The organism is Methylomonas sp. DH-1, assembly GCF_046097555.1.
Lineage (GTDB): Bacteria > Pseudomonadota > Gammaproteobacteria > Methylococcales > Methylomonadaceae > Methylomonas > Methylomonas koyamae.
The window spans coordinates 1,522,951-1,542,343 of record NZ_CP143089.1; the positions used below are offsets into that span (position 1 = coordinate 1,522,951).

General features: G+C 57.6%; 14 protein-coding genes. 9 read left to right on the forward strand and 5 right to left on the reverse strand.

Features of this window, described 5'->3' with window-relative positions; all coding sequences use genetic code 11:
* Nucleotides 1–149: 149 nt before the first annotated feature.
* From VXJ35_RS07315 to hemJ, 5 genes are all read left to right on the forward strand, one after another.
* Nucleotides 150–1,733: a glycosyltransferase family 39 protein gene (locus VXJ35_RS07315; RefSeq protein ID WP_064021068.1), complete on the forward strand. Its 1,584-nt coding sequence runs from the start codon at nucleotides 150–152 to the stop codon at nucleotides 1,731–1,733.
* A gap of 72 nt (nucleotides 1,734–1,805) precedes the next feature.
* Nucleotides 1,806–2,531, forward strand: a complete 726-nt coding sequence (locus tag VXJ35_RS07320) for a glycosyltransferase family 2 protein (protein WP_064021069.1) — start codon at nucleotides 1,806–1,808, stop codon at nucleotides 2,529–2,531.
* Between the two features lie 42 nt (nucleotides 2,532–2,573).
* Entirely contained in the window at nucleotides 2,574–2,945 is a 372-nt protein-coding gene (locus VXJ35_RS07325) for a lipid-A-disaccharide synthase N-terminal domain-containing protein (RefSeq protein WP_064021070.1), read from the forward strand.
* Between the two features lie 110 nt (nucleotides 2,946–3,055).
* Nucleotides 3,056–3,547 (forward strand): DUF4124 domain-containing protein, encoded by a 492-nt coding sequence (locus VXJ35_RS07330; protein WP_064021071.1) that lies wholly within the window; start codon nucleotides 3,056–3,058, stop codon nucleotides 3,545–3,547.
* A 15-nt stretch (nucleotides 3,548–3,562) separates the two neighbouring features.
* Nucleotides 3,563–3,988: a protoporphyrinogen oxidase HemJ gene (hemJ, locus tag VXJ35_RS07335; protein ID WP_064023412.1), complete on the forward strand. Its 426-nt coding sequence runs from the start codon at nucleotides 3,563–3,565 to the stop codon at nucleotides 3,986–3,988.
* Here the strand turns inward: hemJ and murU are convergent.
* Both murU and VXJ35_RS07345 read right to left on the reverse strand, forming a co-directional pair.
* Complete coding sequence (murU, locus tag VXJ35_RS07340; RefSeq protein WP_064021072.1) at nucleotides 3,975–4,688, reverse strand: N-acetylmuramate alpha-1-phosphate uridylyltransferase MurU; 714 nt, start codon at nucleotides 4,686–4,688, stop codon at nucleotides 3,975–3,977. The two genes, hemJ and murU, sit on opposite strands and share 14 nt — an antisense overlap.
* Nucleotides 4,685–5,689 carry an aminoglycoside phosphotransferase family protein gene (locus tag VXJ35_RS07345; RefSeq protein ID WP_064021073.1) on the reverse strand — a complete coding sequence of 335 codons (1,005 nt, stop codon included), beginning with the start codon at nucleotides 5,687–5,689 and terminating at the stop codon, nucleotides 4,685–4,687. Before VXJ35_RS07345 ends, murU begins: the two co-directional genes overlap by 4 nt.
* Before the next feature lie 302 nt (nucleotides 5,690–5,991).
* Between VXJ35_RS07345 and VXJ35_RS07350 the strand changes: the two genes are divergently transcribed.
* Genes VXJ35_RS07350 through VXJ35_RS07360 form a run of 3 tightly spaced genes read left to right on the forward strand, consistent with a single transcriptional unit; the run spans nucleotide 5,992 to nucleotide 10,486 of the window.
* Nucleotides 5,992–8,658 carry an LPS-assembly protein LptD gene (locus tag VXJ35_RS07350; RefSeq protein WP_231914866.1) on the forward strand — a complete coding sequence of 889 codons (2,667 nt, stop codon included), beginning with the start codon at nucleotides 5,992–5,994 and terminating at the stop codon, nucleotides 8,656–8,658.
* A 7-nt stretch (nucleotides 8,659–8,665) separates the two neighbouring features.
* Nucleotides 8,666–9,952 carry a peptidylprolyl isomerase gene (locus VXJ35_RS07355; RefSeq protein ID WP_064021075.1) on the forward strand — a complete coding sequence of 429 codons (1,287 nt, stop codon included), beginning with the start codon at nucleotides 8,666–8,668 and terminating at the stop codon, nucleotides 9,950–9,952.
* A 6-nt stretch (nucleotides 9,953–9,958) separates the two neighbouring features.
* Complete coding sequence (locus VXJ35_RS07360) at nucleotides 9,959–10,486, forward strand: DbpA RNA binding domain-containing protein (RefSeq protein WP_064021076.1); 528 nt, start codon at nucleotides 9,959–9,961, stop codon at nucleotides 10,484–10,486.
* 25 nt (nucleotides 10,487–10,511) lie between these two features.
* Here VXJ35_RS07360 and VXJ35_RS07365 read toward each other — a convergent pair whose 3' ends face one another.
* Nucleotides 10,512–12,809, reverse strand: coding sequence for a TonB-dependent receptor (locus VXJ35_RS07365; RefSeq protein ID WP_064021077.1), 2,298 nt, complete (start codon nucleotides 12,807–12,809; stop codon nucleotides 10,512–10,514).
* Nucleotides 12,810–13,005: 196 nt separating this feature from the next.
* Here VXJ35_RS07365 and rnd point away from each other — a divergent pair, with 196 nt between their 5' ends.
* Nucleotides 13,006–14,154, forward strand: a complete 1,149-nt coding sequence (gene rnd, locus VXJ35_RS07370) for a ribonuclease D (protein ID WP_054759811.1) — start codon at nucleotides 13,006–13,008, stop codon at nucleotides 14,152–14,154.
* Nucleotides 14,155–14,184: 30 nt separating this feature from the next.
* Here rnd and VXJ35_RS07375 read toward each other — a convergent pair whose 3' ends face one another.
* Nucleotides 14,185–18,684, reverse strand: coding sequence for a PAS domain S-box protein (locus VXJ35_RS07375; RefSeq protein WP_082880832.1), 4,500 nt, complete (start codon nucleotides 18,682–18,684; stop codon nucleotides 14,185–14,187).
* A gap of 35 nt (nucleotides 18,685–18,719) precedes the next feature.
* On the reverse strand, nucleotides 18,720–19,379 hold the full coding sequence (locus tag VXJ35_RS07380; protein WP_064021078.1) for a TMEM165/GDT1 family protein: 660 nt from the start codon (nucleotides 19,377–19,379) through the stop codon (nucleotides 18,720–18,722).
* Nucleotides 19,380–19,393 lie beyond the last annotated feature (14 nt).

Sequence of the window (19,393 nt, forward strand, 5' to 3'; positions counted from 1 at the left end):
AAGCGGCCGCCGCGGGCGTTTTCAATTGCGGAGCGTGACTTCTGAACCGCTCTATCTACACAATGGCATGAATCTGGCTTTGGCTATCGGTTTTAGTCCGGTCTTGCGCTGCAACGGCAGCCAGCCGCTACAGTTACAAAATTTTCTACATGAACGTATCTAGCGATCCGATTTACCGTTGGGGTGTATTTTTGCTCTGGTTCTTGCTGAGCCTCAGCGTTTTTTTTCGTGCGCCGATTCCGATCGACGAAACCCGTTATCTGAGCGTGGCCTGGGAGATGTGGCTGCGCGGCGATTTTTTAGTGCCGTATTTGAACGGGCACACCTACAGCCATAAACCGCCGCTGTTGTTTTGGTTGATCCAGGCCGGTTGGGGCGTGTTCGGCGTCAACGATTGGTGGCCGCGTTTGGTGGGGCCGTTGGCGGCGCTGGTTAATTTGCTGCTGGTTCGGCGCTTGGCGGCAATGCTTTGGCCCGGGCAGGCCGATGTTGCCGGATTGGCGCCGTGGGTATTGGCCGGTACCTTGCTTTGGACTTTGTTTGCTACATCGACCATGTTCGACATCTTGCTGACGGATTGCGTGATGCTGGGCATGGTCGGTCTGTTGGCGGCAGCGGGGGGGCAAGTCCGGAAGGGCTGGCTTTACTTCGGCTTGGCGATCGGTTTGGGCTTGTTGGCCAAGGGGCCGGTGGTTTTTCTGCACTTGCTGCCTACCGCTGTGCTCGCCAAATTCTGGCGGGCGGATCGTCACGCGCCGGACAAGGCGTGGTGGCTGGGGCTGCTGGCAGCGATTGCGGTTGGAGCGGCGTTGGCTTTGGCCTGGGCGCTGCCTGCGGCTCAAGCCGGCGGCCAAGAATACGGCGATGCGATTTTGTGGCACCAAACCGCGGACCGCACGGTGGGTACCAAAATCCATACCCGGCCGTTTTTCTGGTATTTGCAGTTCTTGCCGCTGTTATTGTTTCCGTGGCTATTCTGGCCGCGTTTATGGGCGGGATTGCGCCAGGGTTTTGCCGGAGATAAAGGTTTGGCGTTCAGCTCGATCTGGCTGGTTTCGGTATTCGTAGTGTTTTCGGCCCTGCCGAGCAAGCAATTGCATTATCTGGTACCGATGCTGCCGGCTTTTGCGCTGGTCGTCGCCAGAGTGTTGTCGCGCAGCCGCCCAGCCTGTTCCGTCGCCGCGGAATCCTTGGTTCCGGCTTTGTTTGCGCTGGTCGGGATTTTTTTACTGCTGCTGCCGCAGATACCGGGTTTGGCCAAGTTGCAATGGGTGCAGAGCGTCAGGATGGACTGGGGGAGCTGCGTATTGGCGGTGGCATTGGGCTTGGCCGTTGCAGTTTGGCGATGGCGGGCAGTGCCGGCGGCGGCCCTGTCGGCAGCCGTGGTCGCGGCGGTTTTCGCCGGTTTTATCTTCTTCTTTCGATATGTCGGCTTGGCCTACGATTTACGTCCGGCGGCGCTGCAGGTCAAGTCGTTCAACGAGCAGGGCGTGCCTTACGTTTACGTCGGCAATTACCAAGGCCAGTTGAATTTTCTGGGGCGATTGACCGAACCGTTGCCGGTATTGGCGACGGCTGCCGAGGCCGAGCGCTGGGCGCTGAGCCATCCCGCCGGATACTTGGTTTCGCTGGAAAAAGACAAGCCGGAGGATGTTTTTTATATGCAGGGTCACCGCGAATACTGGCTGGTATTTCGCCGTGCCGACCAGTTTGGCCGGCTCAAGCCGCTATGACGGGGCGATAATAATCCGGTTTTGCTTTAAGCGTTTGATATAATTACCAACTTTTTTACTTTTACCGAGTTTATGCAAATTTCTGTCGTAGTTCCCGTTCATAACGAAACCGATAATGTCGACGCGTTGATCGCGGAAATTGACCAGGCCTTGAACGGCCGTGACGCTTACGAAATGATATTCGTCGACGACGGCAGTACCGACGATACCGCGGCCAAGTTGCAGCGGGCCATGCAGCAATACCCGGCGCTACGGGTGTTGCAACATCAGCGCAGTTGCGGCCAAAGCCGGGCCGTGCACAGTGGCGTGCTGGCCGCGCGTTATCCCTGGATCGCGACGCTGGACGGCGACGGCCAGAACGACCCGGCCGACATTCCGCATCTGGTCGCAGCTTGGCAAGCGGAAAACGATCCGCAATTGTGGATGCTGGCCGGCCATCGCCACCAGCGCAACGACACCGGCTGGCGCAAATTCTCGTCGAAATTCGCCAATGCCGTGCGCCAGGCGATCTTGCACGATGCCACGCCGGATACCGGTTGCGGCTTGAAGTTGTTTCTGCGCGATAAATTCCTGGCGTTACCTTACTTCGACCATATTCACCGTTTCTTGCCGGCCTTGGTGCAAATGGCCGGCGGCCGGGTGATTTCGGTAAAAGTCGGCCACCGGCCGCGCAACTTCGGCCAATCCAAATACGGCACGCTGGATCGGGCGTTGGTCGGCATCGTCGATATTTTGGGCGTGGTGTGGCTGAAGCGGCGCCACAGCCTGGCGCAAGTCAGCGAGGTGGCGCGTGGTTAACCGTGTTACCGCCTTTTTCGTACTGAATTGCGCAGGTGTTTGATGGAGCAGGGCATCTTTAATTTTCTTGGCCGTGTGCTGGACAAATGGCAGCATCATTTGTCCAGCATGGATTCCAACGACATCATCTGGCTCACGATCGGGTTGGTTGGCCAGTCGCTTTTCATGATGCGCTTCATCGTGCAATGGATTCATAGCGAACGCCACCAAAAAAGCATCATCCCGGTCAGTTTTTGGTATTTCAGTTTATCCGGCGGCGTCATCGTGTTGTTATACGGCATTCACCGGGTCGATCCGGTGATCATCCTGGGGCAATTGCCGGGTACTTTTGTCTATGCCAGAAATCTGATGTTGATCCGGCGCGAGCACAGGGATACGTTGGCCGAATTGGCCGACGAAGATTTGGGTGGTTAATGCTGTGCCGGCAGCGATTAGGAACGCGATTTTTGCCGGTTTGCGGAAAATCGGGCCGCTTTGCCCTAGACTAGGGCCTTTAGCATAACGACGTATCGGAGAGGTGTCTGATGAGGTTTCTAGTTCTGTTCACGCTGGTTTTCGCTTGGCAGCATGCGCATGCCGAGGTATACAAATGTACGGGCAAGGACGGCAAGACCGTTTACCAATCGAAGCCGTGCCAAACCGCGGCTAAAGCCGAGCAATTGGATATCCAGGCCGATCCGGAAGTGGAGGCTGCGGCCAAAGCCAGACGCGAGGCCTTGGAAAGCGAATACGATGCCAAAAAAGCCGCGAAACTGGAAACCGAGCGGCGCGAGGCGATACTCAGGAACCAAACCGAATCCGCCGCCGCATTGAAACAGAGCGCGATTGCCCATCAGCAGCAGGTTGAAGCACAACAAAGACAGGCCGCGGCTCTGGAGCGCCAGGCTCAGCAAGGCGCCAATCCGGTCATGATAGTTGCGCCGCCGGTGGTCTTGCCGGCGCCGACGGTTCCGCAAGCGCCGGTAGCCCCGGTCACGCCGAGCGGGCCGGCCGCTAAAGACCAGACTTTGCGCTGAACGGCGGGCTTGGTCATGTTGTGGTTGAAAGCGTTACATTTAATTTTTATGGTGACTTGGTTCGCCGGCTTGTTTTATCTGCCGCGTTTGTTTGTTTACCACGCGATGAGCGACGACAGTATCAGCAACGAGCGTTTCAAAACCATGGAACGTAAGTTGTATTACGGCATCATGACGCCGGGGATGGTGTGTACTTTTGCCTTCGGCGTCTGGATGCTGGCCGATTATGCCTGGATGTTGTATTCGGCCAGCGGTTGGTTACACCTGAAATTGGCGTTACTGCTGTTGTTGGCGGTGTACCACGGCTTTTGCGGCAAATGGCTGTTGGATTTCAAACATGACCGTAACCGCCATTCCCACGTTTTTTTCCGCTGGGTCAACGAGATCCCGGTGTTGTTTCTGTTTGCGATCGTGATCTTGGCCGTGGTCAAGCCGTTCTGACGGCGCGGCCCGCCCAAACGCTGGCCGCGCCGTTGCCGCAGGCGACGAGGTTGCCGAATTCGGCCAACCGGTCGGGGGTGCCGATATCGAGCCACAAGCCGGAATGTTTTTGTCCGCCTATGCGCTGGTTGCGTATCGCCCGATCCAGCACCGGGCGCAATTTGAGCGGGGCGACCGGAATGCCCTCGAATAATTCTGGGCGGTAAACGCCGATACCGCTGAATGTCAATTTGGTTTCCCCATGCGCGGCCAGCAAGCCGGAACCGGCCAGTGCGAAATCGCCCTCGGGGTGGTGCGGCGGGTTGTCGATCATGACCAAATGCGCCAGATCCGGGTTTATCTCGCGCAATTCCCGCAGCGGGAAATCGCAAACGATATCGGCGTTGACGGCCAAGAACGGCGCATCGCCTAACAGCGGCAAGGCCTTGGCGATACCGCCGGCCGTTTCCAATGCCATTTCGCCTTCGTCGGAATAGGCGATCGACAGGCCCCAGCGGGCGCCGCTGCCGCAATAGTCTTTAATCTGCGCGCCCAGGTGGGCGATATTGATCACGATCTGGCAAAAACCGGCGGCCGCCAGATTTTCCAGGGTGTACTCGATTAGCGGTTTGCCGGCGGCTCTCAGCAGCGGTTTTGGAGTATGGTCGGTCAAGGGACGCATTCGTTCGCCGCGTCCGGCGGCGAGAATCATGGCTTTCATCGGATTGGCGGGTAGGCGGGTTTAAGCGAATCTTGTAAAAATTGGCGGAATTGGCCGAGTTCCGGGTAGCGGGCGCAGACAGATTCCACGTAGGCAAATGTGCGCGGAATGTCGGCCAAATAATTGGGTTTGCCGTCGCGCAAGTGCAATCTGGCGAAGATGCCGATCGCTTTCAAATGGCGTTGCAGGCCCATCAGATCGAACCAACGCCGAAATTGCGGATAGTTCGCGTCCAGCAAGCGGCTTTCGCACAGGCGGGCGTGGTAGGCCTGTGCCCATTCGTCGACGCGATGTTCCGGCCAGGCTATGTAACAATCGCGCAATAACGAGACCGGATCGTAGCTGATCGGACCGATCACGGCGTCTTGAAAATCGATCACGCCGAGGCCGCCGTTGGCCGGCAGCATCAGGTTGCGGGAGTGGTAGTCGCGGTGTACGCAGACCCGCGGTTGTGCCAATGCCGACTCGACCAGAGTCCGGTTCAATTGCGCCGCCAGCGGCTGCGGCAGTTCCAAACCGACCAATTTTTGCAGGAACCATTCGTAAAAAATGCCCAATTCGCGTTCGATGAACGCCGCATCGTATTCCGGTAATCGGCAAGTAGCGGTGTCCACGTTGCGTTGCAACTCGAACAAGCTGTCCAAGGCCTTGGCATAGAGCGCATCGGCCGTTGCCGGAGTTAGGCGGTCCAGCAAATTTTCGCTGCCAAGGTCTTCCAGCAGCAAAAAACCTTGCCGGGTATCGCTGTGGTAAACGGCGGGCACGTGGATGCCGGCGTCCCGCATTAAATCGGCTATGCGGATAAAGGCTGCGCAGTTTTCTTTCTCGGGCGGGGCGTCCATCGCTATCTGCACGCCGCCGGCATGAACGACACGAAAGTAACGGCGGAAGCTGGCATCGCTGGAGGCAGGGGAGAGCTGGCTGATATCGAGCGACAAATCGCGTTGCAGCCAATCGACTAGCGCCGCCAGGCGACGGTCTTCCATGCTGGAGTCGTACATTTTTGTTATTTGCTGAGAAACCTAAGGTAAAATGATCCGATGCATTTTATTCGATTTCCAATCCGCTAAGCCAATTTAGCCGCATTCGCCAAAACATGAATTATCGGTTTTATACAATTTCTTCAGCCTTGATGTTCATCACCGGGCTCGCCTCCGCCGCCAATAACTCGGCATGGAATTGTGAACAAACCAAAAACGGCGAATGGACCTGTCTTAACCAAGGTCCCGCTAACGCTCCGGAACCCCCTCAGCCAGCGCAAACGGTAAAAACCGCTCCGGCCGCTCCTGCCAAACCGGAAATTGTGGCCCAGCCGCCTGCCGCGGTGGCGCCGGCTCCGCTGCAACAGTCGCAGAAACCTGAGCTGAGCAAAGAACCGGTTAAAGAAGCGGTGAAAGTGGTGGAGAAATCCGCTGCCGAGCCGCAGAAACTGCGGGTCAAAGTCGGAGAGAATCAAAAGCCGGAAGTAGAGAAAGTCGAGCCCAAAACTCAGGTCGCAGCCGGTGGCGGCAGAACCCAAGGTTGGACCTGTAAAGCCGGGGATGCCAAAAGCGGTTGGGACTGTAATTTGGTCGGTGCCGATCCCAGAGGCGAAGCGCATATCGTCGACGAAAACGGCGTTGCCGATGTGGCCGGCTCGCTGTGGTTCGCTCCGGCATTCAGCCATCGTCAGGAACGCGATTTCCAGACCTTGCGGGCCGAATTCGATCGCGACCCGTGGCAAAGCTGCGAGGTGTGGGGTAAAAGGAAGCCGAAAATCAAGGCGACCTCCAAAGAGGCCAGAGACGCGGCGACCACCGAGATCAATGCCGACTTCTCCGAGGTCTTCGACGGCGAAGTGCTGAATTTTGCCGGCAATGTCGACATGAACCGGGCCGACCAGCATTTGGTGGCGGACAAAGCCAGTTACGACACGGTCGCCGAGACTTTAGACGCCCAGGGCGGCGTACTTTACAGCGAAGACCAGTTGGCGATGTCCAGCGAAACCTTGTCGTTGAATATGGGTAAAGACGAGGCCCGCCTGCGCAAGGCCCAATTCATCGTGCCGCAAGCACCGTTTCGCGGCAGCGCCGATGTGGTCTATCGGGACAGCAAAAGTTTGTCGCGTTATAACGAAGCGGCGTTTACCAGCTGTGCGCCGGGCAACCAGGATTGGGTGGTGCATGCTGCGCGCTTGAAGATCAACCGCGAAAGCGGGCAGGGTTCGGCGAAGAATGCCTGGCTGGAATTCAAAGGTGTCCCGGTGTTGTATACGCCGTATATCTCGTTTCCGACTGATAACCGGCGTTTGTCGGGTTTCCTGGCGCCGACCTGGGGCAGCACGCAACGGAACGGTTTCGACGCCAGCTTGCCTTTCTATTGGAATATCGCGCCCAACTTCGACGACATCGTCACGCCGCGCTACATGAGCAAGCGGGGCGAGCAGATACGCAACAAATTCCGCTACCTGACCGATATGTCGCGCGGCACCTTTGCCGCCGAATATATGCCGCACGACCAGTTGGCGAACAAGGCGCGCTATTCGGCGAGCTTGAAGGACCAGACCTTATGGCTGCCGGGCCTGAGTTCGTTATTGGATTTGAACTACGTCTCCGACAAGACTTATTTCAACGACTTGAACAACGCGCTCGGTTTTCAAAATACCAGTTACCTGCCCAGTACGGGAATGCTGACCTACGCCCGCACCGGCATGTACTTATCGGCTGCCGGTTACCACTACCAGTCGGTGGACAAGACCATCACCGACGATTTGTTGCCTTACGACGTACTGCCGCGCATCGGCATGAATTTTTCCCACGCCTTCGACGATTTTCCGCTGACCCTGGCGTTGGACAACCAATACAGCTACTTCAGCCACAAGACCCTGGTCAACGGCCAGCGTTTTAATGTGGCACCGTCGGTCAGCTTTCCGTTGGAAAGCAGCGAGGGCTTTTTCATACCGAAAATTTCGGCGTTGTATTCCCAATACCAACTCAGTAATCAGACTGTCGCCGGGCTGCCGAGCAGCATTTCCCGGACATTGCCGGTATTTTCGGTGGACAGCGGTATCGTGTTCGAAAAGGATATGCAGATCTCCGGTACGCCCTATGTCAACACCTTGGAGCCGCGCCTGTTCTATCTGTATATCCCGCGTAAAGACCAGAGCAATATCCCGATTTTCGATACAGCTTTGTTCGATACCAACTTTTACAGTTTATTCCGGGAAAACCGCTTTTCCGGTTACGACCGGATCCAGGATGCCAACCAAATTACGTTGGCCGCCTCGTCGCGCTTTATCGATTCGACTACCGGACTCGAACCGCTCAAATTGACGTTGGGCCAGATTTTGTATTTCGAAGACCGTACCGTCGATTTGTTCGACCGCAACAACCCGACCTTACGGCCTTTTGCCCAACCGCAGACCAGCAGCACTTCCAACTTTATCGGCGAGCTCAGCGGCCAGGTCAGCCGGCATCTACGCTACACTACCGGCGCCCAATGGGATCCCGAGTTAAATAGCCTGTCGCGCGGCCAGTTTGCGTTGAAGTACCGGATGCAGCCGAACCAGATCCTAAATATCGGTTACCGCTACCGCCGCGCCAATCCGCAGGACGTGGTGCAGACCGTCAACCAAAACAATACGACGCAAGTTTTCTCGCAAACCATCTCGCAGACCGACGTATCGTTCCGCTGGCCGCTATTCGGCGAATGGTTCGGTTTGGGCCGTTGGCAATATTCGTTAAATTTCGACAAAACCACGGAAAGTTTCATCGGGATCGAGAAGGAAAACTGCTGCTGGCGGTTCCGCGTCCTCGGCCGGCGATTCATCAACGGTGCCAACACCATCGCCTTCGTCGATCCGAGCACCAAGCCGGAAACCGCCTTTTTCGTCCAATTGGAACTGAAAGGCTTGAGCAGTTTCGGCGACCACGTCGATACCTTCCTGCAAACCAACCTGGACGGTTACCGCAAGGATAACTTTTTTGAATAAGCGCCGCATGTTGAAACAATCGATCGCCACTCTGCTGTATGCATTGAGTTTTTATGTTGGCTTGGCCCAGGCCCAAGTGTTGGACCGGATCGTCGCGGTAGTGGAAGAGGACGTGATCCTGGAGCGCGAGCTGAACGCCGAAGTCGCAGCGATCAGTAACAAACTGAACAGCAGTAACGTGATGGTGCCGCCGGAGTTCGTGCTGCGCAAACAGGTGCTGGAACGGATGGTGGTCGATAAACTGCAGCGGCAAATGGCGGCGAAATCGGGTATCCAGATCAGCGACGAGATGCTGAACGCCTCGGTGGCGGACATCGCGGCCCGCAACGGCTTGTCGGTCGATGCGTTTCGCAGCGAATTGGCCCGGCAAGGCATGGATTACAAGAGTTTCGAAGACAATCTGCGCAACGAAATCATCATTAACCAATTGCGCGGCCGCGAAATCGGTGCCCGGGTGAAGGTTACCGATGCCGAAGTCCAGCATTATCTGGAAACTCAAAGCAAGGCCGGCCAGAGCGGCGCCCAGTACCATTTAGGACACATTTTGATCGCCGTGCCGGAAGGCGCTTCGGCTTCTGCAATTCAAAAGGCCAAGGACAAAGCCGATCAGGTCATCGCCGATTTGCGCGGCGGCAAAGATTTCAAGCAAGTCGCGGTCGGCATTTCCGACGGCGACAATGCGCTGAAGGGCGGCGATCTGGGCTGGCGCAGCATCGGCCAGATTCCGTCGCTGTTCACCGACATCGTCGGTACGATGAACCAGGGCGACGTCTCGGAAGCGATCCGCAGCCCCAGCGGCTTTCACATCATCAAGATGCTGGAAACCGAAGGCGGCAGCCAACATATCGTCACCAAGACCAAAGTCAGGCACATTCTGATCAAAACCAACGAATTGGTCGACGACGCCGAAGCGCAGAAACGCCTGTTGGCGCTACGCGAACGGATCAGCGACGGCGACGATTTCGCCGCGTTGGCCCGCGCCCATTCCGACGACAAAGGTTCGGCGATCAACGGCGGCTCGCTGGATTGGGTCGGTCCGGGCGCGTTGGTGCCGCCGTTCGAGGAGGCGATGAACAAATTGGCGATCAACGAAATCAGCGCCCCAGTACAGACCCAGTTCGGCTGGCACATGATTCAAGTGTTGGGCCGGGAAAGCCAGGACAACAGCGAACAATTCAGAAAGGACAAAATCCGCGAGGAGATTCGGAAACGCAAAATCGAGGAAGAAACCGAATTGTGGTTGCGTCGGTTACGCGACGAAGCTTACGTCGAAATCGATTTGGATCGGCTATAACCGGTTATGAGCGTGATTCCGGTAGAACCGAGAAAAGAAGATAAATTCAAGCGGCGCCTGCAGCGCGTCGCCAGGGAACAGGATTTAAGCCGGCAGCGCGACTTGGTGCAACGGGTCTGCGCCGATTTGAATATCGACTTACTGACCTGCGCCGCGGCCTTGGTGTTCATGAACCAACCGAATCTTTATCCGCCGCTAAAACGCCAGCCGGCCGCCGCCGAGGCGGACCGCGCACTACCGCCGCAATATAAGATGGTGCGTTACCGTTTGGCGGTCGGCAGCCAGCATCAGGTCAGCCGCGACCAGATTCAGGCGGTGTTGGTGTCCGAGTCGGGCGTCGACAAAAAGCGCATCGGCCGGATCGACATCCGCGATACCTATACCTTGGTGGAATTGCCCGACGGCATGCCGGCCGATATTTTCCAGCTATTAGCCGAAACCGAAATCGGTTCGCAAAAGTTGAATATCAAACGGATCAAGCCGAATAAGTTCAGGCAACAGCGCAATGTTGGCGGAGAAGAAAACGGCGGTTGAACCGCCGTTTTCGTTTGTGGCGGGTTTACAGCGTCAGGCGAATGCCGATCCAGGCCGCTCGGGGGGCGCCGACGCCGACGAAGCGGCTTTGCTGGTCGCCCGGTAAACCGAGGCCATCCAATACGTCTCCGGTATTGCCCCAGGTGCCGAAGTTGGCGTAATCGCGGTCGAACAAGTTGGTTACCCGGCCGAACAACGTGACGTTCGGATTGAAGCGGTACTCGCTGCGCAGATTGAACACAACGAAAGCGGGGAGTTTGGCCGTCAGATTGGCTTCGTCGCCGCGCAGATACTGCGAGCTGTTGTAGTTCATGTCCATGCCCAAGGTCCAGGCCGAGACGATATCGAAATCGGTACTGAATTTGAATTGGTGGGCCGGGATGCCGGGCAGTTTATCGCCCGGTTGCACGACGATGTCGCCGTTACCGTCCGCCATCGGGTTGTTCGGGCTGCTGGACAGGAAGCCGGTCTCGAAGCTGGCGTCGATATAGGTGTAATGGGTCGACCAGCGCCAACGTTCGTAAAAGTTTCCGTTCAGGCCGAGCTCGACGCCTTGGCGCAGGGTTGAGCCGACATTGTCGAAATAACCCAGGTTGCTGCCGACGCCGCCGGTACTTTTGAAAATGATGTCATCGTTGTTGATGGTGCGGAACAGCGCCAGATTCCAGTCCAGATAGCCCGGCAACAGATTTTTCAAGCGGCCGCGCAGACCGGTTTCGAAGGTGTTTGCCACCACCTGTTTCAACGGCGGATCCGAAACGAAAGCGTTCGGCAGCCGGCACGGGTCGTTCGGATTGGCGCAGCTCAATTCCATCGGTGTCGGCACCCGCGATGACTCGCTGTAGTTGCCGAACAAGGTCAATTCCGGCATGACGGCGTAGGTAAAGCCGGCGGCCGGATTGAAGCGGTCGAAGGAATGCGAGCCGTTCAAATCTTCGCCGACGTGGTCGCGCAGTTTGATGTGCGATTGGTTGTAGCGGCCGGAAACCGTAACGTCCAATTTATCGGTCAACGAATAGGTATCGGTCAGAAACACGCCGTAGTGGTCGGTTTCGGTGGTCAGACGCACGTGGGCGTCTTCGATCAACACGCCGCCGCCGGCGACGCCGCGGTCGGCGGTCAACGAGCCTAATTGGGTGTCGGCGTGGTAACGGGCGTTGCCGTAGTCGAAGCTGGCGCCGCCGACCAAATGGTTGTTGCGGCCGAAAATCTTGTGGTCGAAGGCGTCTTGCAGCGCAAAACCGAAGGATTGTTGCAAAGTGCTGGAGGTATTAATGGTGCCGCCTTCCAATGCATCGCTGGCCGGGATCGGGTTTTCGTTCAAATCTTCCAGCTGCGTCACGCCGTCCTCTTCGCACATAAAGCCGCCGCAGTCGTCGAACTCGCTGCCGTCGCCGTTATAGGTGCCGATTTTATTGCGCCGGTAGTACATCGTGCCGGACAACTGGTTGTGGTCGTTCAGCCAAGTGTCGCCGTCCAGCGATACCAACAACATGCGGTTACGGGTAATGTCGGGGTGGGTGAATACTTGGTCGCGGCCGTAAGCCAGCATTTGTTGAGGTAGCGCGCCGTTGCCGCGCAGCGTGTTTTCGGTGCCGGCAATGCTTAAGTCCAGACTGGATTTGACGCCGCGCCAGCTCAAAGTACCGAAGCCTTGTTTGGCCTCGCTGGGCGAATGGGCGCGCCAGCCTTTCTCGTTGAAATATTTAAAGTCCAGGAAATAACCCCAGGTGCCGTTGTTCCAGCCGCTGCTGATTTCTTCGGAATGCCGGTCCCAAGAGCCGCCTTGCGCCTCGAAGCTGTGGCCGGGCGCGGAAAAGCCGGTTTTGGTATTAACGCTGATCGAGCCGCCCAATGCATTCAAGCCGAATGCCGGATTCGACGCCGGCTGCAGCGCCATATTCTCGATCGCTCCGTTCGGTATCAAATCCCAGTTCACCATGTCGCCGAACGGTTCGTTGAAGCGGATGCCGTTGACGTAAACCGCGAGGCCTTGCGGCAGGCCCATCAGCGGCGAGGCGCTGAATCCGCGGTATTGCACGTCCGGTTGCAATGGGTTGTTCTGGGCGTCGTTGATGTTGACGCTGCCCAAGTAGCGGTTCATGTATTCCGCTAGCGATAGCGCTTGCGCTTCTTGCAACTGGTCGGCGGAAACGGTTTGCACATGCGCCGGAATTTTATTGACGTCGATGCCGCCGAACTGCAACGGCGTCACCGCAACCACTTCCACCGCATCCAGTTTACCGGACGTTTCGGCCGCGATCGCTGCGGCCAACGGCAGTAGGCTGAACCAGGGTAGTACACCCACGGCAATTTTATTCATGACTTTTACCTAAAACTGGCTACCAAAAAGGGCCGCATGGTAACGCCGGGCGCCGTGATGCTCTACGTAGCGGCTGTAAAAAAGGAGTTTTTCCCGAAGCCGTTCCGGGGCGAATAGTTACGCCGCGCCGCCGCCGGCGGAGTAAAATAGACGGCCGCGCCGGTTAGCGGCGACCCTCGTCAAACAGAAAACGCACATGTCCATCCAATATATCGATAGCCCCGACCAAATTGAAAACCTCTGCCGGCAGATTGCCAACGAGCCTTGGATCGCTCTGGATACCGAGTTTCTCCGCGAAAAAACCTACTACCCCAAATTCTGCCTGCTGCAAATCGCCGCGCCGGGTTGGGTGGCTTGTGTCGATCCGTTGGCCATAACCGATTTGAGCGCGCTGTTCGAGGCGATTTACCAACCGAATATCGTCAAGGTGCTGCATTCCTGCCGCCAGGATCTGGAGATTTTTTACCAGATCACCGGCAAGATTCCGGGGCCGATCTTCGATACCCAGATTGCCGCACCGCTGCTGGGCTTTCAGGAAAACCCCGGTTACGCCATGCTGGTTTCCAGCTTTTTGAACGTCAACTTAAGCAAGGCGCATACCCGCACCGATTGGTCGGAGCGGCCGTTGAGCGCCGACCAAATCCAATACGCCGCCGACGACGTGATTTATCTGTGCCAGATTTATACGGCAATGTGCGAGCAATTGGCGGCGCTGGGCCGCTTGCATTGGCTGGAGAGCGACTTCGCCTTGTTGAACAATCCGGAGCTGTACCAATTGTCGCCGGAGAATGCCTGGTTGAAAATCCGCGGCAAAAACAAGCTGACCGGCAAGCAATTGTCGATCATGCAAAGCTTGAGCGAATGGCGCGAGCGCACCGCGCAGCAGGAAAACAAGCCGCGCAACTGGTTGATGCAGGACGATATGCTGTTGGAATTGGCCAAGCTGCAACCGGTGACGTTGGCGGAATTGGCCAAGATCCGCAATATCAACGAACGCACCGTCAACCGTTACGGCAAGGCCCTGTGCGCTCTGGTCGAAGAGGCCAGGCAGCGGCCGCCGAAGCCGATGGCCGGGAAGGAAAACGCGGTCAAAAAGAACCAACAACACGAAGCCATCTTGGATGTGTTGAGTGCCGTGGTCAGGATTCGTGCCGAGGAAAATTCGTTGAACCCGGTGATCCTGGCCTCGCGTAAGGACTTGGAGCAGTTGTTGTTCGGCGACGAAGATTGCCTGTTGCTGCACGGTTGGCGCTACAACATGGCCGGCCGCGAATTGCAAGGCCTGCTGCAGGGCGATTATTCGCTGAGCCTGAAGCCGGAAGGCGTGGTCATCAGCGCCGCGTAACCGCCAGCCCGGCCGGACAGCCGGGCCCGCCTAACTGCCGCTTTCGGCGCCGGCACCGGTGCCGAAGCGTTGCTCGAACAGACCGGCCGGCAGCGGTTCGGAAAACAGGTAGCCCTGGCCGTAATCGCAGCCTATCGCCGCCAGCAGTGCGCGTTGTTGCTCGGTTTCGACGCCTTCGGCCACCACTTTCAGCCCCAACTTGTGGGCCATCACGATAATCGCCTCGCACAGTATGAAATCGCTGGAATCCGCGGCCAAATTCCGCACGAAGGATTGGTCAATTTTCAGATAGTCGATGTCGAATTTTTTCAGATAAGACAGGGCCGAATAGCCGGTGCCGAAGTCGTCTATCGCCACTTGCATCCCGGCATCGCGGAACGCCATCAGATGGTTGTGGACGCTGGTGCCGGCATCCAGCAACAGGCCTTCGGTGATCTCGACGACGATGCTCTGGCCGGGCAGACCGAGCCGGTCCAAGTAGGCAAACCAATCCTCCGGCGTATGGTGCGGATTTTGAAATTGCACCGGCGATTTGTTGACGCTGATTTGGAACTCGTCGCTAATCTGCCGCCGCCAAATCGCGACTTGCCGGGCTGCGGCCTGGAACACCCAGTCGCCGATCTCGTTAATCAAGCCGGTTTCTTCGGCCAGGGCGATGAAATGGCCCGGACCGGTCAGGCCGCGGCTCGGATGTTGCCAGCGTAACAACGCCTCGGCTTTATGCGCCAGCCCGGTTTGCAAGTCGATAATCGGTTGGTAATACAGCAGAAATTGGCTCTCGGCCAAGGCGCGGCGCAAATCGGCCAACAGTGCGGCGCGCGCCACCAGCGCCTCCTGTAACGCCCGGGTAAAGAAACAGAAGTTGTTGCGACCCTGGTTTTTCGCCGCATACATGGCCTGGTCGGCGTTTTTCAGCAATTGGGAAACGTCGCTGCTGTCGTTCGGATAAATCGTGATGCCGATACTGGCGGAAACGTAGGCCGATTCGCCGTCCAGATCGAACGGCGCGCTGAGTTGTTCCAGCAAGTGGCGGGCGACCGGCTCGCAGCTTTCCGGGGTTTCCAGTTCGCTCAGGATGATGGTGAACTCGTCGCCGCCCAGCCGCGCCACGGTGTCCGATTCGCGGACGCAAGCCTGCAAGCGCAACGCGGTTTGTTTCAACAACGCATCGCCCAGGTCGTGGCCCAACGTGTCGTTGACTTCCTTGAACCGGTCCAGGTCGATGAACAGCAAGGCAAACGATTGTTGCAGGCGGTGGGCTTTCTTGATTTCCAATTCCAGCCGGTCGCGGAACATGCGCCGGTTGGGCAGGGCGGTCAACGGGTCGAAATTGGCCTGGCGCCAGATTTGTTCCTCGGACTGTTTGCGTTGGGTGATGTCGGAAAACAAGGCCACCCGCCGCTGCGGCTTGCCGTCGGCGTTGTAGATGGTGTTGATTGCCAGTTCCTCGACGAACATGCGGCCGTCCTTGCGCCGGTTTTTGATTTCGCCGCGCCAGGCGCCGGTGGTCTCCAGAGCCCGCCACATGTCCCGGTAAAAGGCGCGGTCGTGTTCGCCGGAGTGCAGCAGGCTCGGATTTTGGCCGATGACTTCCTCGGCGCGGTAGCCGGTCATTGCCGTGAAGGCCGGGTTGACGCTGAGAATATTATTGTCGGCGTCGACCACGATCATTGCCTCGCTGCTGTTGTCGTAAACCAACGCCGCCAGACGCAGATTTTCTTCGTTTTTCCGCGCCTCGCTGATATCGCGGGCGAAACCGACTGTGCCGAGCAATTGGCCTTGTTCGTCGATGACCGGCGCCTTGTAGGTTTCGAACAGCGTACGCCGGCCGCCGTCGACAATATATTCCTCGACGATCAGTTTCTGCCGGGTTTCCAGCACCCGCTGATCGTCTGCCCGGTAGGCTTTCGCCAATTCCGGCGGCGCGATGTCGAAATCGTTTTTGCCGATCAGTGCCGCCGGATTGTCGGCGCCGAATAACTCGGCGAACTCCTGATTGACCGCCAACAGCCGGCTGTTGGGGTCTTTCAGCCAGATCGCATGCGGAATATTGTCGAGCAGGGCGCGCTGGTAATATTCTTTGCGGCGTAAGGCACGCTCTGCTTGGCGGGTTGCGGTAACGTCGCGGAACTGCCAGATCCGGCCCAAATAACTGGCGTTATCGTCTGAAACCGGGGCGGTGTGCAGTTCCAAAATACTGCCGTCGAGCAACTCGATTTCGTATTGGCCGGATAAGTCCGGGTGAGCCTCGATTTCCGCAATACAGTCGTCCATGAATTTGGGGTCGGCGACTTGGTTGCGGGCGAAATTCCGTTGCGGCAGCGTGGCCGTTTGTTCGGCGATTTCGGGCGGCATGCGCCAGATTTCGGATATGCGCCGGTTTTGCAAAATTTTCCGGCCGTCGCGGTCGACTGCGACGATGCCGTCCGGCGTCGATTCCAACAGCGCCTCCAGAAACGCGGTGCGCCACAATAACTGCTGTTCCAGGCGGCGGCGTTCGGTGACGTCGCTGTAACACCAGACCCGGCCGATCACCTTGTCGCCGATTTTTTGCGGCCGCGAATAGCGTTCCAGCAAGCGGCCGTCTTTGAATTCGAGCAAGGCCGAGCTTTCCCGTTCCGGATGGCTAACCATTTCGTGGAATTGGTTAAGGTAATACTCGGGGTCTTTCAGTTGGGCGATTAGGAATCGGAGCAATTCCGCGCCGTCGTCGCCGATGCGAATCAAACCGTCCGGAATTTGCCACAACTCCAGCAAACGTTGGTTGAAGCTTCTGATGCGGCCTTCCAGGCTGACGACCAAGATACCGTCGGCTGTCGCTTCCAACGTGGCCTGCAAGGTCGAAACGGTTTCGGCCAAAGCATCCTGGCTGGCTTTGAATGCGGTAATGTCTTCGTATATTCCCAGTAAGCCGATAACCTGCTGTTCGGAATCGCGCAACGGCAATTTCGAGGTGCGCAGCCAGATGGTCTCGCCGCTGGGGGTGGTTTGCGGTTCTTCGTAATTCAGGCGGGCAACCCCGGATTGCATCACCTGGCGATCGTCTTGCCGGTAAAGTTCAGCCTGGTTTTTCCAGGCCATGTCGGCGTCTTCCCGGCCGATCAGTTCCGCAGGTTGCGTTCGGCCGGCATCGCGGGCAAATAAGCGATTACAGCCCAGGTAACGGCAACTTGTGTCTTTCCAAAACACCCGTAGCGGCAGCGTTTCCAGGATGGTTTGCAGCAGCAGGTTGGCTGCCGTCAGCGCTTTTTCGAAATGCAATTGCTCGGAAACGTCGAAATAGGTTACTAAATAACCGTCCTCGAACGATTCCCCAAGCCCGACGCTGCTGGCGATCACTTGGCGCTGCGCGCCGTCCTTGCGCCGGACCGTAACTGCGGCTTTCTGCCAGGTCTGGTGTTGCCGGTGCTGTTCGACTTGGTTTTGCCAGATGGCTTTGACGGTTTGCCGATAATCAGGGTCCGGGTAAGCCAATTGCCACCAGGCATCCCGGTCCGGAATGTCGTCGATGGTATAGGCAAAGGTCTCGATGAAGGCCTGGTTGACGAAAGAGACTTTTTCGTCGCGGTCGTAAACGATATGCGGTACCGGCGACGCTTCGATGATCGTGTGCAGGCGACGTTCGTTGGCCGACAAGTCGCGCGTAATCTGCCGGTTTCGGTATAAGGTCAGGACCAACATCACGCCGCTGGAAGACAGCGTGGCCATGAATATCCAGAAGTTGAACAGGTCGCTGTCTTCGAAATCGGCGGCGAACTGTCCGCTATGATTGGCCACCCCTAACAGGGCTTGCGCGGCGGTGACGGCCAATACCAGCGTCACGCCATGCCGGCTAAAGCGCATCGCGCCCCAAAACACGAATATAAACGGCCAGTAAGTATGCGGTGCGAATTTCAGTTGGCCGGCGAACCAGTCGAAAAACAGGATTTGTCCGCTTAACCAGGTCAGGCCCAGAAAAGCCAGCGTCTCCGGCAGCCGAGTCCCGCTGAACCAATCGCGCGGCCAGCGGCGCCAAATCAGCAAGGTTGGGGTGGTGAATACGATGCCGAACACGTCGGCCATCCACCAATGCAGTATGGACTCGGCCAATTCGCTACGCGGCAAAACTCCGGCCAGATAAGTGGCGGAGGGCCCCAGCCCCGCGCTGATGCCGGCACAAAGCATTGCCGCCAAAGCCAACCACAGGAAATGGCGGGGGTGGGAAAGCTCTATCGAAAAATGGCGCTTATGTTGCAATAACCAGGCGGCGGTGACCGACTCCAGGGTATTGCCGGCGGCAATGACGACGGAAAGCCAGAACACGTCGTCCACCATCAAGCCGGCGGCGGTGGCGCCGATCAATATTCCGGGCCAATAGCGAATACCTTTCAGCAATAGTACGGCCAAGCCGATGCCGCCGGAAAACCAGATCAGCGTCACGTTGCCGGTCGTGGAAAAATAGGTCAGAACCAGCTTGGCGCACAAGGCGTAAATCAGGCTCAGACCGAGAATGCCGGCCAACTCTGTGCGGCGGTAAAGGTTTGGGGACATCGAATTAAGTCAAGGCGAGGCGTTGCCGGCAGCGCTTACAGCGGCTGGATCAGCCCGGCCTCGGCCAGGCTGAGATAGGTCTTGTAGCCCGCGGTGGCGGACAGGGCCAGAAAAATCAAGCCGCTGGCTTTGTGCAGCAGGCTGAGCGGAATCCGTTGCAGCACGGTGCGCCCGGCCAGCACGCCGAGCGCGGAGGTGAAACTCAGCGCCAGCGTCGAGCCCAGCCAAACCGCCAGCGGTTGCGCCGTGCTGCTAAAGGCGACGACAGCCAGTTGGGTTTTGTCGCCGAATTCGGCGACCGTGATCAGCAGGAAGGTCGTGATGAAAATACCGTGGCCGCTTTTTTCGGCCACATCCTGGTTATCGTCGTCATCGTCGCCGCCGTTCAGCAGCGCGTGTAGGCCGAATGCCGCGAACAGCAGTGCGACGCTGGCCGCGACCGCATAGTCCGGCAGCCAGTTGGCGATTGCGGCGCCGAACACCACGGCCAGCGTATTCAACAGCATAAATGCGGCTATCGCTCCCCACAGCACCGGCGCTGGCCGATGGCGCGACGCCAACGTCATACAGACTAGCTGGCTTTTATCGCCGATTTCGGCGGCGGCTATCAGCGCGAAGCTGGTGCCGCCGGCGGCGAACAGCTCTGCGGGGTTTACAGCGTGGAGTTGGTCGAATAGTGAGACGAGAGTGTCCATGGATAACTTTTAGT